Here is a 13,707-nt window from a genome sequence, read left to right on the forward strand (position 1 = left end):
GGCAACTGTTAAAATGGCACATCCGCTCAGAAAACATATTGAAGAGTTAATTGACCTTACAGATGAAGAATTCGAATTTATATTGAGCCATTTTGGTCAAACAAAAAAACGTAAGCATCAATATATCGTTCAGGAAGGAGAGATTACCACTAAAGAATATTGGGTACTAAAAGGTTGTTTGAAAAGTTATTTCGTTGATAACCAAGGAAAAGAGCATATACTACAATTTGCAACGGAAAATTGGTGGATTACCGATTATGAATCATTCACAAAGCGTACTGCATCTAAAACCTCTATTGACTGTATCGAAAATAGTGAGCTATTCTATATCACTTTTGAAAATCGAGAAAAACTCACAACAGAAATGCATAAAATGGAGCGCTTCTGGGCAAAGAAAAGTAAGCTCGGTAGAATAGCACTTCAAAATAGAATTTTGTCATTGTTGAAAAACTCGTCCAAAGAGCGTTATGACTTACTTCTAGAACAGTATCCAAAACTTTTTCAACGTGTGCCGAAAAAAATGATCGCCTCCTATTTAGGTGTTTCCAGAGAAACCCTCAGTCGATTAAACACATAGTTCTATTTCTTCCATTTGTCACCAAATGTGACCTGGATCACTTCAAGGAAGTGACATACCTCCTTCCCAAAAAACTCGGTTCTCGAGACTTTTGTATGACACAAAATTTAATAAAAAGGTTATGCCATACATTAACATTAGAGTCACTGACGAGCAAGTAACAAAAGAACAAAAACGTCAATTAATAGAAGGAGCCACACAGCTCGTGGTTGACATCCTTGATAAAAACCCAAAAACGACCCACGTAGTAATTGATGAAATTCCTAAGGAAAATTGGGGCGTCAGTGGAAGACAATATTTAGGAACTAAAAAATAAAGAAGATGAAAAACAAAACCGTAATCGTTACAGGAGCATCCACAGGAATTGGTAAAGAAATTGCAAAATATTTTATAGCGCGAGAGAGTAACGTTGTAATGAACTCTTCCAATGAAGAAAAATTAAGAGAGGCCTACAATGAATTTGATTCTCCTTCTAATGCTATTTACCTGGCTGGAGATATAAGCAAACAAGAAACAGGTCAAAAGCTTGTTGCCCTGGCACTTGAAAAGTTTAATTCTGTAGATGTTCTAATTAATAATGCTGGAATGTTTGCGCCAAAACCTTTTTTAGAGGTTGAAGAAAAAGATTTAAATCTCTATTGGAACGTGAACTTGAAGGGAACATTCTTTACCTCTCAAGCAGCCATCCCTCAAATGATAAAACAACAAAATGGTTCAATAATAAATCTAGGTACTGTTTTGGTAGAACATGCTATAGGTGGGTTTCCTGCAACTGCACCATTAACCAGTAAAGGTGCTATTCATTCTTTAACAAGACAATTGGCAGCAGAATTTGGAAAGAATAATATTAAAGTTAACACAATTGCTCCAGGGATTATCCGAAGTCCATTACAGGGTAAAATTGGAATTGAAGATGCTGACAGTTTAGCCGGGTTACACTTGTTAAATCGAATTGGAGAAGTAAATGAAATCGCAGAAACCGCATATTATTTGGCTACATCAAGCTTCATAACTGGAGAAACAATTAATGTAGCCGGTGGACATACAGTTGGTCATATCATCTAAAAAAATTATGTACAAAGAGAATATAAAAGAAATCGAAAGTCTTGTTACGAATTACTTCGAGGGTATTTTTAGCGGAAATGTGGTAAAACTTGAGGCCTGTTTTCATAGAGATGTGAATATCTATGGAGACATCCAGGGTGCTGATTATTCCAAAAGTTTGAACGAGTATATTGAAGGGGTTAAAAACAGGCAAAGCCCTAAAGATTTAAACGAGAGTTTAAAAATGAAAATCATAGGAATTGACATTATGGGAAAGATTGCCATGGCAAAACTACATGTTCCTATGCTGGGTTATAATTATTACGATTATTTGTCCCTTACCAAAATTGACAATAACTGGAAAATCGTGAATAAAATATTCACTCATATAGAATAAACGAACACTTGCTAGTAGAATAAATACAATGGCGGTTTGAGGTTAAACTCACCGCCATTCTGTTTTAATCAAGTGCCATACAAAGCTGTAGTTATTGCCATTCCAATACTGACCTTATAAAACCATTAGCCTTGATTCAAAATGGATTTTAAAAGAGAAATAAGAAGGTCATAATTCTCAGCTAACAAAATTGAAGAGCAAGAAAAGCCATATTTTCTTACCTTCAGTGGTCAGCCAAAATTCATTATCATGAAACACTTTGATCACCTCATAATTGGCACAGGTCAAGCCACCGGTACATTACTCGGAAAATTAATACCTACTAAGACTTCAATCGGTGTTATTGAAGCAGATAAGGTTGGCGGAAGTTGTGTCAACTATGGCTGCACCCCTACCAAGACGCTAGTAGCCTCCGCTAAGGCCTATCACCAAGCTAAAAGAGGCGACTTTTATGGCTTCAGTGCTGAAAATCTTACCCTCGATTATTCCAAAGTACGAGAGCGAATGAATGGGATTCGCAATGGGGGTAGCAACGGCTTGTCATCATGGATGAACAATACGCCCAATGTAGATTTGATTATTGGAAGAGCGAGATTTACTGGTGAAAAAGAAGTCTCGGTGAATGGCCAGATTTATAGTGCTGATAACATCTACATCAACGTAGGAACCAAACCTTCAGCTCCTCCTGTTAACGGGCTTGATCAAGTCAATTGGCTAGATAGTGCCGGGCTGCTGGATCTCGAAGAGGTTCCAAAACACCTTATAGTAATAGGTGGCGGATATATAGGTGTTGAATTTGCTCAGGTCTTTAGGCGCTTCGGAGCCAAAGTCAGCATTATCCAACGCAGCGAGCACCTCATGCCAAGAGAAGATGAAGACGTTGCGGATGCCGTACAAAACATTCTTGAAGAAGAGGGAATTGATGTTTATTGTGGGGCAAATACCGTCAAAGTCAGTCAGATAGATAGTAAGAAGGAAGTAATGATTGAGGTAAATGGTGAGTCAAAGTCGCTCATTGGAGATCAGTTATTAGTGGCTGCCGGTAGGCTTCCAAATAGTGACACTCTGGACCTTGAAAATACCGGGATTAAAACCAATGACCGAGGATATATCAAAATAGACAAGTATTGCGAAACCGATGTGCCGAATGTTTATGCCGTGGGTGATGTTAATGGTCATGGTGGTTTCACGCATACTGCTGTGAATGATGCAGAGATAGTCTTGGACAAATTGTTTGGAGGCGATCGAACACTATATACTAGAAATACAATTTATGGTTTGTTCACCGACCCTCCGCTCGGAAGGGTTGGTATGACAGAAAAAGAAGCCTTGGCCTCTGGCAGGAAAGTATTGAAGGCAACAAGACCAATGAATCGCATCAGCCGAGCCAAAGAAATGGGAGAAACAAAAGGTTTTGCAAAACTCTTGGTTGACGCTGAGACAGACTTGATTCTAGGAGCTTCAATTTTAGGTATAGGCGGAGATGAGATCATCAATATGTTTGCAACCATCATACACTCTCAAATACCCTGTAGACAGTACAGAAAAGTAGTACTCGTACACCCTACAGTTTCAGAGCTTATGCCATGGATTCTGGATGGAATTCAGGAAGTACGTGAGTCAAATGAATCCTAAAATTCCTTTTTACTAATCGGGGGTATTAAGAGCCTACAGCCAAACTAGCTCCAATAGTCACTTTCGAATCACAATAAATGGAAATCACTTGGATCAATCTCCGCATGCCATTCATCTTAGTATCTATTTAGCTATATTTCTGGTAAAGAAAAGCTCGGAAAAATTCAGGACATTTATTTAAACACACTTAAAAGAATATTATGGCAAAAGATGGAAGCGTAGAAAATGCAACGTGGCCAATGCCTAAGTTTAGGTTTGAGGTAGACTTAGGTACACAATTAAAAGGGGTTGCTTTTCAAGAAGTATCCGGAATGGAGGCTGAAGCCCAAATAATAGAATATAGAAAAAGCAATAGTAAAGAATTTACAACCGAGAAGATGCCTGGTTTGGTGAAGTACGGAAACGTAATCATGAAACGTGGGATTTTTGTTAATGACAATACCTTCTGGAACTGGTTTGAGGAAATATCAATGAACACTATCGCGCGAAGAACAGTGCTCATTAAACTCTTAGATGAAAACGGAAAAGTGACTATGCAATGGCAGCTAGACAATGCATGGCCTACCAAAATTAGCGGCACAGACCTAAAATCAGATGGGAATGAAGTTGCGGTAGATACCTTAGAAATTGCCCATGAAAAACTGACCATTACTAATGGTGCCTGAGGCTAATTATCCGGTTAGTTTTTACTTTGAACTTTCATTCGAAGGTGAGGATGCCGCTTTCCATGAAGTAACCGGAATTTCAAAGGAACTCGGTTTAGAGGAAGTTCCGAGCGGTGGAGAAAATAGATTTAATTATCGACTGCCCACTGTAGCTAAAAGTCAGAACTTAGTTTTGAAAAGAGCTTTGGTTCCAGCTGGTTCAAAATTGATTGATTGGTGTTCAGAAACAATCGATGGAGGGTTAGATAATGGAATTGAGACGAAGGACGTCACACTAAGCTTGCTGAATGCTAAAGGTGATGCCCAAGTAATATGGACTTTTCACAATGCTTATCCAGTAAAGTATTCGGTCTCAGACCTAAAATCCGATGAGAATAGACTTGCCATAGAAACCATTGAATTGGCCTACACATATTTTAATGTAAGACAATAAGGCCATGGAGTTTATGAAGATAACCGGGTACTCTGATCCAGAGTATTTGACCCCATTAAAAACCATACCTTATACTGTAATGATCAATCCAGAGTCGATTGATTCTAAAAAGGTCATGGGTTTCAATCGGCAGCTAAATCCGGACCAGACACTTCCAAACAGCCACATCGAGTTCAATCACCTACTCAGTTTTAATCTGGTTATTGATTGCACCGGTATAGTCGATGCTGCCAGAACAGACATGGCAGCAGAAATGACCGCTCTCGAAAAAACACTTTACACCAAAAAAGGCAATAAACAAGAACCCAGTTTCGTGAAGGTCAACTGGGGAGAAAACCTATATTTTGAAGGTCAAGTCTTAACCTTTGATGTGAATTACACGCTCTTCAGACCAAATGGCAATCCTTTGAGAGCCAAAATATCATTGTCCTTTGGAGGATGACATAGAGGGTCAAAGCATCTTTAACCATTTACAAGATAGAGATTCAATCACTAGACAATTAATTACCCAATTGCTTCATTACTTCTTGAATTGCTCTCTCAAGTTGCGGGTCTCTCCCATTGACTCGGTCACTAAAGTCAGTTTCCACAAAGATATCTGGAGCTACTCCTACCTTCTCTAAATTCTTTCCATCTAAGGTATAGCAACCCCAAGATGGTAGTCGGTAGAACGAACCATCAACCAAACCAGCACCGCTGGTAAAGATGATCCATCGGTAAGTCTCAGTTCCTATCACCGTTCCCAAGCCCAACTCTTTAAAACCTTGAGCCGTCATCTCTGCATCACTCAAACTTTGCTCGTTGATCAACAAAACGATCGGCTTGGCACCTGCTCCAAAATTGGCCTGCGTAGTGAGTTTTCCTTCCCTGTACTTCCATTTCAAATAGGGTTTTCTTGAGAGAAACTTCAGAACTTCATCATGCACATTCCCTCCAGTGTTATACCTCAAATCCAGAATCAGTCCATCGCGATTATAACCTTCTGATGTCATCTCAATAAGGAATTGCTGTAACGATCCTCCTCCCATATTCTTCATATGCACATAAGCGACCTTCTCATTTGTAGCAGCATCTACCTTGCTTTGGTTACCCGCAATCCATTCGTCATATAGGTTAACTCGCATTAAGCCATCACTGGCGGGATGCACCTTTAATTCGACAGTCTCCTTTCCTCTTTTCACGGTTAAGAACACCTCTTCATCGATAGATGGCTTAGCCAAGTAGAACTCTCTATTGATCTTCGGATCAACGGATTCACCATTAATGGCTATTATCTGGTCACCAGCTCTTAAATCCATATCAGGATAATCAGCTGGCCCTTCACTGACAACTCGCTCTACTTTATAAGGATCTTCATTAGAGAATAGCACACCTAAATTGAGGCTACGAGTTCTGTAGAAAGTATTCTCTTCAGCACCAAACGAGCTGAAACCCATGTGCGAAGAGTTCAGCTCCCCCAATAGATCATTGAGCAAAACACGCAATTCAGCGCGTGACTTAAGATGTGGAAGAAAAGCAGCGTACTGTGTTTTCAGCTTTGACCAATCCTGTCCGTGGAATGTTTCATTATAGAAATTCTCTTCTACTCCCGCCCAGGTTTCGTAATAAATCTGTTCGAATTCATTGCGCATCGATCTGCGGAAAGTAAAGTTGGTCTCGATTGCGGTTAGCTTTTTCGACCCAAGGTTCAGCTTGCTGATCTTTCCTGCATTATTAATGTAGTAGTTCTTCTTAACCTTAATGATGTTACCCCCTGCTCTACCACTACCAGCAATTTTCTCAGTCTTATTCCTTTCAAATGGACTGATGGTGGTCATCCATAGAGATCTTTGATTCTCGTCATGGTTAGATGAGTAAATGATATGAGTTTTGTCACCAGCCTTTACTACATACGGATTGGATTGTGTCCCAAAGTTTGGACCGATTCGTTGCAATGAACGCATTAAGTCCTGACTAAAGTCAATCGAGACAATTACGGTATCCTTCTCCTTTTTGTCTTCATCAAAAACGGCCGCTAGCTTATCAGATTTGTAGGCACGATCGTGTCTTGCTAAGGAAACACGATAGACTCTTCCATCTTGTAATCCGAAGGGATAGCTTGGTTCTGTTCGATTAGAAACAAAATACAAATACTTACCCTCAGGTCCCCAGAATGGACTCGTCTCTGTAATACCTGTCTTTGTATAATTGACTAACTCCTTTGATGCGATATGGTAGATATAAACATCCTCTTCGAAATCGTTCTTGGCTGTAAAGGCGATGTATTGCCCATCAGGTGAGAACCTTGGCAAAGGGTTATAGAGCCCCCATAATTCCTGTGTGGCAATGGTTTCACTTGCCATGTTCGACAAATCGAGCAATCGTACTTCTTTAGTCCCGCTCAGATAGACGGCATGCGTCTTATCAGCATTCATCTCCAAATTCCTGTTAGACTGATCGTCTTTAGTCAGTTGCTTCTCGCTCGAACCATCGGAAGCATCAATAGTATATAGATTTGTATAGCCATTAACTGTTTGAGTAAATAAGAGGGTCGTATTGTCTTTCAACCACTTGACCTCAACTACTCTCTCTTTCGCATTGGTTTTTAACTGCTTAATAAACTTTCCACTGATATCCGAAACGAAAAGCTCTCCTCGAGAGACGAAGGCCATCTTCTTCTCATCTCCAGAGATATCGAATGCCGAAACATTGCCCTTAGTCTTGAAGTCTCTTTCTTGAGCAAGCGTACTGTTTTGAAACACATCAATTGATACCTTCCTACTCCTTTTGGAACCAACATCGTATAAGAAAAGCTGGTAGTCCTTTTCAAAAACTACTTTACCACCATTGGCATTAACCTGAGGAGTCTTTATGGATGTCTTAAAATTTGTGAGTCGCACTGACTGCTCATTCTCCAGTCCGTACAAGTTATATTCTCCATTAGACTGGTCAGAAACAAAGTAGATATTACCATTTCTATCGATGGTAGCCCACATATCTTTTCCATCGTAGCTAGTATGCTTTTTGAAGTCACCACTCTTCAGGTTATATGACTTAATATCTGGATTAAATGCCCCTTTGTAGCGTTTACGGGCAACCTGATTACTACTTTCCCAGCTCTCATTAAAGTAGATATCACCATCAGGGTGAATGGCGAGATTATGTGGCCAGTTAAAGTAATGATCAAAAATTCTTTCAGGAGTACCTCCCTTTTTATCGATGCTGTAGGCAGCTCGACTGTTATATCTTCCTGACCTAAAGTAAATCGTCTGGCTATCCCATGACCATGCTTCCATCTGATCGGCAGATGAGTGAAATGTTAATCGTTCAATTTCTCCACCGCCATAAGGCATTACATAAAGGTCTGTATTGCCATATTGTGCAGATGAAAAAGCAATCCATTTACCATCCGGGCTTACTCTTGGGTAAGACTCTTTACCCGCCATGGCAGTAAGTCTCGTGGCTGTTCCTCCATTGGCAGAGACTTTCCATAGGTCCCCATCATAGGAAAAAATGATTTCAGAACCATCAGGGTTTAAACTTGGAGTTGATGCAAAGTATACATCATTCTGGGCAAATACCATGGTACTGACCAATGCGAGAAATAGCGTGAAGGTTTTTTTCATATCAAATGTTTTGAAACGTTTACAGCATGGAGACTGTAGAAGGATAATCAAATTAGTCATTTTTCTATCCTCCCAAAACGTCTGTGCTCTAGATCAGCCATTTACTTGATAAGCGGCCTACCACTCCCATTCAGAACAAAAAAGTTGTTCGCTCAACTCTCCTACCCATTCATATTTCGATTTTCTGTCAAAATAACTTGTGTAACCGAATGGTTACATCTATGTTTGTAACCGAACGGTTACTTTTTAAATGAGAAGAGACGTATTTCAAGCCATTGCAGATCCTGTCAGAAGAGACATCATTGACCTGTTATCAAAAGATAAGTTAACAGCCAATGGTGTGGCTGAAAAGTTTGAAGTGAGTCGACCTGCCATTTCTAAGCACCTGAAAATACTGATAGAATGTGGATTGGTTCAAGCCGAGCAAAAAGGTAGAGAACGCTATTTTCATATAAGACCAAGCGAATTGATTCCAGCTTTTATGTGGGTCGATCAACACAGAAAATTATGGGAGGACAAAATTGATTCCTTCGAAGCATACGTAACAAAAATTCAATCTAAAAAGAAAGACAATGAGTAATTCCAATGACCTAAACGATCGTACCCTAACAATCGAGAGAATCTTAAAAGCACCAATTCAGATCGTCTGGGATGCTTGGAGTCAACCCGAGCACATTGCTCAATGGTGGGGACCAAAGGGCATGGAAGTCAAAATTGAAACGCACAGTTTCACCGAAGGAGGTGATTGGAAGTACATTATGACAATGCCCAATGGCAGCGACTTCATTGCTGAAGGCACCTATACAGAAATTGTGGAACATACTAAGATTTGCTCTACTGCTAACTTCAGACCAATGACGGAAGGTGTAGAAATTCAGGCCCTCTTCGAAGCACAGGGTGATTTGACAAAATTCACTTTCAATGTGGTACACCCTACTGTAGAATACTGTCAACAACAAGAAAAAATGGGCTTTATGAATGGTTGGGGGTCAGTGTTCAATGAATTGGAAGAGCACCTGGCTAAACAAATGAATTAAGATTTTATCAAGCACTGTATATTTTCGTAAGGCGCATTCTATCAAATGCGCCTTTTTTCGTTCTTCTCACATCATGAACACTTGTTTTAGTTAATATTTTTTATGTTTTACATAAAATATTTTACCTTTAAGAGAAATTATAAAGAATGAACAAAACCATTTCATACGCTAAGAACCTCTGTTATCTCATATATGGTCTTAACATCATCATTTTTGTCATCTTTTTGGGGGCGATGACATACAGCCTTATTCAACCTCAAGCTCTGGACAATGTGATCATAACAGATAGTGTCAAGTCCGGAGTGGGATTTGGCAATGTCAAAATATGCTCGGCATGCAGTGTCGAAGGTGATGTTCTCTTATCAGATATAAATACATTCAGTAAACTATGGTTGCTGGCAAGAGGCAGTGCCTTCTTCTTGATATTATTTCTCGTGGTTAACCGAATCTTGAGAATTTTACGATCTGTCGCTTCGAGAGAAGCATTTTACGGTGGCAACATCCAAAACTTCAAAAAAATGGCTACTTATGGCTTCATTGCCACCGTCATAAGTACCTTCAACTTCTTCTACCTCCACGGTATTGCTCAATGGCATTTTACTCTACCCCTAGCTCCCCTCTCCTTTGCTATAGGCTGTTTAGTACTAGCTGAAGTTTTCAAAGAAGGAGAATCCCTGGTAGAAGACAAAGAGTCGATTATATGAGAATCGTTATCAACATAGATGTAATGCTCGCAAAGCGAAAGATGAAGTTAAATACGCTCGCTGAAAAAGTAGGTATTTCGGTCACCAACCTCTCATTACTAAAGACTGGAAAAGCTAAGGGACTTCGTTTTGCAACGCTGCTGTCCATATGTGAAGCTTTGGATTGTGAACCTGGAGATATTATTGGAATTGAAGAATCAGATGAATGATTGGCAAATGAAACACTGGATAAAAAAGAGCGCAATGATATTCTTTATTGTCTTTGCGTACTCGTGCACAACTTCTACACAAAAAACATCCCAATCTGATTGTGGCTGTGAAGAACTTTGGAATGCCGAACCTGCTCAAGAATTCGTGCGAGACTTAGAAAAAGCCGGCACTAGCAATCAATCCGTTTGGCTAGACTTCCAAATGGGTGATGGCGCCATTGTTCTCGATGCTGGAAAGAATGAAGAGGGCAAACATTGCCTTGGGCTCTGGAAGAAGGGAAAGGCACTATCATACCGCTGCCTTGTGGACAAACCAAAAATGCTCACTCAACTTTATAGCTATTACCTGAATTATCAAGAACCTATCACCTCTCCCGTGCCAGAGGCTTTCCTCACCACCAAAAATTCACCAGAATTTAACCAGTGGATGACTGATATGAAGATTGAAACGGCAGTTTATATTCCTACCGACTTCCCACAATTCCCATTTAAAATCCCCAGTATGACCAAAGTTCAATTGGCCATTCATGAATCATTTCACATCGAAGTTCAGCTAAAAAAATGGTATACGGACAAGGGGAATTGGCCCGTATGGGATAAACAGCCCAATCGTCAAGAGGTACATAAGTGCTATGACACGAGTGAGACGACCCAGGGCTTAATCAACAAGGAAATAACTGCGCTAGCCAATCTGATTGAAGCACTATTGGATAACAATAAGACACAAGTCTGCGAACTCGGAAGTAACTTCTTAAGCCTTAGAGATCAGCGTTATCAAGCACTAGATACAGTAACCGTGAAACAGCATAACGATCTTCCAGGGAATTGCACCTTAACAGAAACTTATATGGAGGCCGAAGAAGGTATTGCAGACTATGCCAGTTGGACCAAACTATTTGAAGCTGGCCTGGTGGGTAGAGAAGCATTGCTGAGGCGCTATACGGCACAGCAAAAAGATCATTTCTACCTCACTGGTTCTATGCTACTCCATGCCATTGTATTAATGAATGGGGGCAATGACAAAGAGGTTATCCAAACTATAATCAACTCTGAAACACCTGAGGCGGGTGCTCTTACAAACCTCTTTCGCCAGCATCTGGAGGCTTTTTGCAAGTAGCTTAAGGTTCAGGAAATACAAGCTTGCTTTTTTAACTTAACAATACACCTTTTTGATTTTTGATCATTAGCTTTCGGGGACAGATCGCTGCTGTGATGAAACTACTCAAAGCTTACCTCTCCTTTCTAGATACATTTGCGCCAACCATTGCGGCCAAGAAGGTATATAAGGTCATGTCCAATCCAAGGATAAAAAAACTTCGAGACTTTGAGAATGAAGTATTAGATCAGTCTATCAAGAAAACCATCCGCTTTAATAAATTCGATATTCAAACTTATTACTGGGGTGTCTTGGACAGGCCAGTTGCCCTACTCGTACATGGCTGGGAAGGCCAGGCAGGCAACTTCGGAGGTATAGTACCGACTCTATTGAAAAAAGGCTATCAGGTGATCTCCTTTGATGCTCCGTCTCATGGATACAGTAGCAAGGGCCCTACCAATATGTTTGAGTACATAGAGCTAGTAAGCGAGCTATTTAGGGAGCATCAGCCTGAGTACGTCTTGAGCCACTCTTTTGGAAGTATAGCTTCCGCAGTGGCACTTACTGAAAATCAGCACCTCGACATTTCACAATGGACCATCGTAACATCTCCGTTTAGCTTTCGAGAAAGACTTGAGGGCATAAGACAAATGGTAGATGTAACAGACCGAACCATTTCTAGATTGATTAGACAAATTGAAGAAGACACCAAGGAGTTAGTCGATGACTTGAGTATGGAAAAGTATTGCGCAAAGATCTCCAATGTCGACCAGATTAAAATTATTCACTCCGTTGACGATAAGATATTGCCAATCCAGAGCAGCAAGCAAGTACATAATCACTTGCCCAAGGCAGAAATGATTGAGCTCAAAGGCTTGGGGCACTATCGGATTTTATGGTCTGATGAACTAAGAAAAATCATTAAGGAAGACTAAAGAGGGAAATGAAAAAGACACTTTCAACATTTCTCAAGCTGGCACTGACCATCTCGGTCATACTGTTCTTTATAAGTTTCTACTATGTGATATTCAACAGAGATCTTCAACTCGATCCTGATTCAATGCTCCTGGCCTTGCTGTTGGTCATCTTTACAGCTTTGGCGTCAGTTGTGATATCCATCGTACTCTTTATTATGCACAAAAAGGGCTGAAACTACAATTGAGAACGAGTCCACACAACTGTTCTTCCAAGCATGGTCAAGCCAATATAGCCCCTAACCTGAAGCTTGCCTTTTCTTATTTTCATATCGCATGAGTAAGTCTTACCGTTTTCCGGGTCATAGATCTTACCACCCTCCCATCGATCATCTCCATCGAAAGTAAAGTCCTTGACGAGATTTATTCCCATTATCGTCCTGCTGCGCAATGTCTCATCTGGGTTTTCCTTGTCGCGTTTAATTTCTCCCTTTTCGTTCTTTGGTTCCTTTAGCCAGACAATTTTGCCGAAGTACTTGTCGGATTCCTTATAGATTTCAATTTTGGCTTTGCCATCATCAGTTTGCCAAATGCCAAGTACCTCGTCACCGTTATTTCTAGAGAAATTAGGTGAGGCCAATGTGCTAAAAAGAAAAATTAGTAGATGAAATTTCATGCGAATGCTCTCTTATATTTGATCTGTGCTTTGCAATATTTTGTTAACTCAAAGCCCTGCGAATTGTTAGAATGATTAAACACAAATTAAAAGAGCAAACACTATACCTACTTCCAGAGAAAGCACTTTTTTGGGAAGAAAAAAAGCTCTTAATCATCGCAGACCTCCACTTGGGTAAGGCCGGACACTTCCGAAAGTCTGGAATACCAGTCAGCGACCTGGTTCATTCTAAAGATATTCTGACCCTAGAAAAGCTCATCCAAAGACATAAGCCCGAGGAAGTTATTCTCTTAGGGGACTTATTTCACAGCGAACACAATCAAGGTTGGGAGATTTTCAAAAGGTGGCTCAAGTCAAAAGCACCATTACAATTCAAACTGGTTCTGGGCAATCATGATGTCTTAGAATTTTCAAATTACCGTATGGACAATTTAGAAGTGATCGAGAGCTTGGATATAGGCCCCTTCAATTTCACCCATATCCCGGAAGATCATTCACTCTATAATATTGCTGGTCATATTCACCCTGCTGTGCGACTGAGAGGCAAGGCTCGTCAGTCTGTCAGAATACCATGCTACTACTTTGGAGATCAAAATGGTATACTTCCGGCCTTTGGCAATTTCACAGGTACGGCAAGAATTAACATTGGAAAAACGGACAGTGTGTTTGGTATTGCTGAAAACAAGGTGATTAAAATCAACTGACCTTAAATAAT

At 40.2% G+C, this 13,707-nt stretch carries 18 protein-coding genes; 16 read left to right on the top strand and 2 right to left on the bottom strand.

Annotated elements, in window-relative coordinates; all coding sequences use genetic code 11:
• Positions 1-13 precede the first annotated feature (13 nt).
• From J4E76_RS04720 to J4E76_RS04755, 8 genes are all read left to right on the top strand, one after another.
• Positions 14-577 carry a Crp/Fnr family transcriptional regulator gene (locus tag J4E76_RS04720; protein WP_208501628.1) on the top strand — a complete coding sequence of 188 codons (564 nt, stop codon included), beginning with the start codon at positions 14-16 and terminating at the stop codon, positions 575-577.
• Positions 578-698: 121 nt separating this feature from the next.
• Positions 699-893, top strand: coding sequence for a 4-oxalocrotonate tautomerase family protein (locus J4E76_RS04725; RefSeq protein WP_208501629.1), 195 nt, complete (start codon positions 699-701; stop codon positions 891-893).
• A gap of 5 nt (positions 894-898) precedes the next feature.
• Positions 899-1,642 (top strand): SDR family NAD(P)-dependent oxidoreductase, encoded by a 744-nt coding sequence (locus J4E76_RS04730; RefSeq protein ID WP_208501631.1) that lies wholly within the window; start codon positions 899-901, stop codon positions 1,640-1,642.
• Positions 1,643-1,649: 7 nt separating this feature from the next.
• The gene (locus J4E76_RS04735; protein ID WP_208501633.1) at positions 1,650-2,018 is read left to right on the top strand and encodes a nuclear transport factor 2 family protein; all 369 of its coding nucleotides are present in this window, start codon (positions 1,650-1,652) and stop codon (positions 2,016-2,018) included.
• 249 nt (positions 2,019-2,267) lie between these two features.
• Positions 2,268-3,653, top strand: coding sequence for a mercuric reductase (locus J4E76_RS04740; RefSeq protein ID WP_208501635.1), 1,386 nt, complete (start codon positions 2,268-2,270; stop codon positions 3,651-3,653).
• 200 nt (positions 3,654-3,853) lie between these two features.
• Positions 3,854-4,318, top strand: a complete 465-nt coding sequence (locus tag J4E76_RS04745) for a phage tail protein (protein ID WP_208501637.1) — start codon at positions 3,854-3,856, stop codon at positions 4,316-4,318.
• Entirely contained in the window at positions 4,308-4,751 is a 444-nt protein-coding gene (locus J4E76_RS04750; RefSeq protein ID WP_208501639.1) for a phage tail protein, read from the top strand. Before J4E76_RS04745 ends, J4E76_RS04750 begins: the two co-directional genes overlap by 11 nt.
• 4 nt (positions 4,752-4,755) lie before the next feature.
• Positions 4,756-5,193 carry a hypothetical protein gene (locus tag J4E76_RS04755; protein WP_208501641.1) on the top strand — a complete coding sequence of 146 codons (438 nt, stop codon included), beginning with the start codon at positions 4,756-4,758 and terminating at the stop codon, positions 5,191-5,193.
• Between the two features lie 58 nt (positions 5,194-5,251).
• Here the strand turns inward: J4E76_RS04755 and J4E76_RS04760 are convergent, their stop codons facing one another.
• Positions 5,252-8,356, bottom strand: coding sequence for a S41 family peptidase (locus J4E76_RS04760; RefSeq protein ID WP_208501643.1), 3,105 nt, complete (start codon positions 8,354-8,356; stop codon positions 5,252-5,254).
• 250 nt (positions 8,357-8,606) lie between these two features.
• Between J4E76_RS04760 and J4E76_RS04765 the strand changes: the two genes are divergently transcribed.
• From J4E76_RS04765 to J4E76_RS04795, 7 genes are all read left to right on the top strand, one after another.
• On the top strand, positions 8,607-8,936 hold the full coding sequence (locus J4E76_RS04765; RefSeq protein WP_208501644.1) for a helix-turn-helix transcriptional regulator: 330 nt from the start codon (positions 8,607-8,609) through the stop codon (positions 8,934-8,936).
• Positions 8,929-9,393, top strand: a complete 465-nt coding sequence (locus tag J4E76_RS04770; RefSeq protein ID WP_208501653.1) for an SRPBCC domain-containing protein — start codon at positions 8,929-8,931, stop codon at positions 9,391-9,393. Before J4E76_RS04765 ends, J4E76_RS04770 begins: the two co-directional genes overlap by 8 nt.
• A 146-nt stretch (positions 9,394-9,539) precedes the next feature.
• On the top strand, positions 9,540-10,097 hold the full coding sequence (locus J4E76_RS04775; RefSeq protein ID WP_208501655.1) for a DUF2975 domain-containing protein: 558 nt from the start codon (positions 9,540-9,542) through the stop codon (positions 10,095-10,097).
• Complete coding sequence (locus J4E76_RS04780) at positions 10,094-10,306, top strand: helix-turn-helix transcriptional regulator (RefSeq protein ID WP_208501657.1); 213 nt, start codon at positions 10,094-10,096, stop codon at positions 10,304-10,306. Before J4E76_RS04775 ends, J4E76_RS04780 begins: the two co-directional genes overlap by 4 nt.
• 34 nt (positions 10,307-10,340) lie before the next feature.
• Complete coding sequence (locus J4E76_RS04785) at positions 10,341-11,423, top strand: hypothetical protein (RefSeq protein ID WP_208501659.1); 1,083 nt, start codon at positions 10,341-10,343, stop codon at positions 11,421-11,423.
• A gap of 95 nt (positions 11,424-11,518) precedes the next feature.
• A complete protein-coding gene (locus tag J4E76_RS04790) occupies positions 11,519-12,337 on the top strand; it encodes an alpha/beta fold hydrolase (protein ID WP_208501661.1) in 819 nt (272 codons plus the stop codon).
• 8 nt (positions 12,338-12,345) lie between these two features.
• Positions 12,346-12,552 (top strand): hypothetical protein, encoded by a 207-nt coding sequence (locus J4E76_RS04795; protein WP_208501663.1) that lies wholly within the window; start codon positions 12,346-12,348, stop codon positions 12,550-12,552.
• Positions 12,553-12,554: 2 nt separating this feature from the next.
• Here J4E76_RS04795 and J4E76_RS04800 read toward each other — a convergent pair whose 3' ends face one another.
• The gene (locus tag J4E76_RS04800) at positions 12,555-12,992 is read right to left on the bottom strand and encodes a DUF2147 domain-containing protein (protein ID WP_208501665.1); all 438 of its coding nucleotides are present in this window, start codon (positions 12,990-12,992) and stop codon (positions 12,555-12,557) included.
• A 71-nt stretch (positions 12,993-13,063) separates the two neighbouring features.
• On the opposite strand from J4E76_RS04800, the gene pdeM reads away from it, so the two are divergent.
• A complete protein-coding gene (gene pdeM / locus J4E76_RS04805) occupies positions 13,064-13,696 on the top strand; it encodes a ligase-associated DNA damage response endonuclease PdeM (protein WP_208501667.1) in 633 nt (210 codons plus the stop codon).
• Positions 13,697-13,707: the final 11 nt, after the last annotated feature.

This window comes from Roseivirga sp. E12 (genome assembly GCF_017592825.1).
Classification (GTDB): domain Bacteria; phylum Bacteroidota; class Bacteroidia; order Cytophagales; family Cyclobacteriaceae; genus Roseivirga.

Excerpts from the sequence above, each read along its gene's own strand:
- J4E76_RS04730 (WP_208501631.1), top strand. The coding sequence starts at position 899 with ATGAAAAACAAAACCGTAATCGTTACAGGAGCATCCACAGGAATTGGT.
- J4E76_RS04755 (WP_208501641.1), top strand. The coding sequence starts at position 4,756 with ATGGAGTTTATGAAGATAACCGGGTACTCTGATCCAGAGTATTTGACC.
- J4E76_RS04760 (WP_208501643.1), bottom strand. The coding sequence starts at position 8,356 with ATGAAAAAAACCTTCACGCTATTTCTCGCATTGGTCAGTACCATGGTA.
- J4E76_RS04770 (WP_208501653.1), top strand. The coding sequence starts at position 8,929 with ATGAGTAATTCCAATGACCTAAACGATCGTACCCTAACAATCGAGAGA.
- J4E76_RS04725 (WP_208501629.1), top strand. The coding sequence starts at position 699 with ATGCCATACATTAACATTAGAGTCACTGACGAGCAAGTAACAAAAGAA.
- J4E76_RS04795 (WP_208501663.1), top strand. The coding sequence starts at position 12,346 with ATGAAAAAGACACTTTCAACATTTCTCAAGCTGGCACTGACCATCTCG.
- J4E76_RS04740 (WP_208501635.1), top strand. The coding sequence starts at position 2,268 with ATGAAACACTTTGATCACCTCATAATTGGCACAGGTCAAGCCACCGGT.
- J4E76_RS04750 (WP_208501639.1), top strand. The coding sequence starts at position 4,308 with ATGGTGCCTGAGGCTAATTATCCGGTTAGTTTTTACTTTGAACTTTCA.
- J4E76_RS04785 (WP_208501659.1), top strand. The coding sequence starts at position 10,341 with ATGATATTCTTTATTGTCTTTGCGTACTCGTGCACAACTTCTACACAA.
- J4E76_RS04735 (WP_208501633.1), top strand. The coding sequence starts at position 1,650 with ATGTACAAAGAGAATATAAAAGAAATCGAAAGTCTTGTTACGAATTAC.
- J4E76_RS04780 (WP_208501657.1), top strand. The coding sequence starts at position 10,094 with ATGAGAATCGTTATCAACATAGATGTAATGCTCGCAAAGCGAAAGATG.
- J4E76_RS04775 (WP_208501655.1), top strand. The coding sequence starts at position 9,540 with ATGAACAAAACCATTTCATACGCTAAGAACCTCTGTTATCTCATATAT.
- pdeM (WP_208501667.1), top strand. The coding sequence starts at position 13,064 with ATGATTAAACACAAATTAAAAGAGCAAACACTATACCTACTTCCAGAG.
- J4E76_RS04720 (WP_208501628.1), top strand. The coding sequence starts at position 14 with ATGGCACATCCGCTCAGAAAACATATTGAAGAGTTAATTGACCTTACA.
- J4E76_RS04790 (WP_208501661.1), top strand. The coding sequence starts at position 11,519 with ATGAAACTACTCAAAGCTTACCTCTCCTTTCTAGATACATTTGCGCCA.
- J4E76_RS04765 (WP_208501644.1), top strand. The coding sequence starts at position 8,607 with ATGAGAAGAGACGTATTTCAAGCCATTGCAGATCCTGTCAGAAGAGAC.
- J4E76_RS04745 (WP_208501637.1), top strand. The coding sequence starts at position 3,854 with ATGGCAAAAGATGGAAGCGTAGAAAATGCAACGTGGCCAATGCCTAAG.
- J4E76_RS04800 (WP_208501665.1), bottom strand. The coding sequence starts at position 12,992 with ATGAAATTTCATCTACTAATTTTTCTTTTTAGCACATTGGCCTCACCT.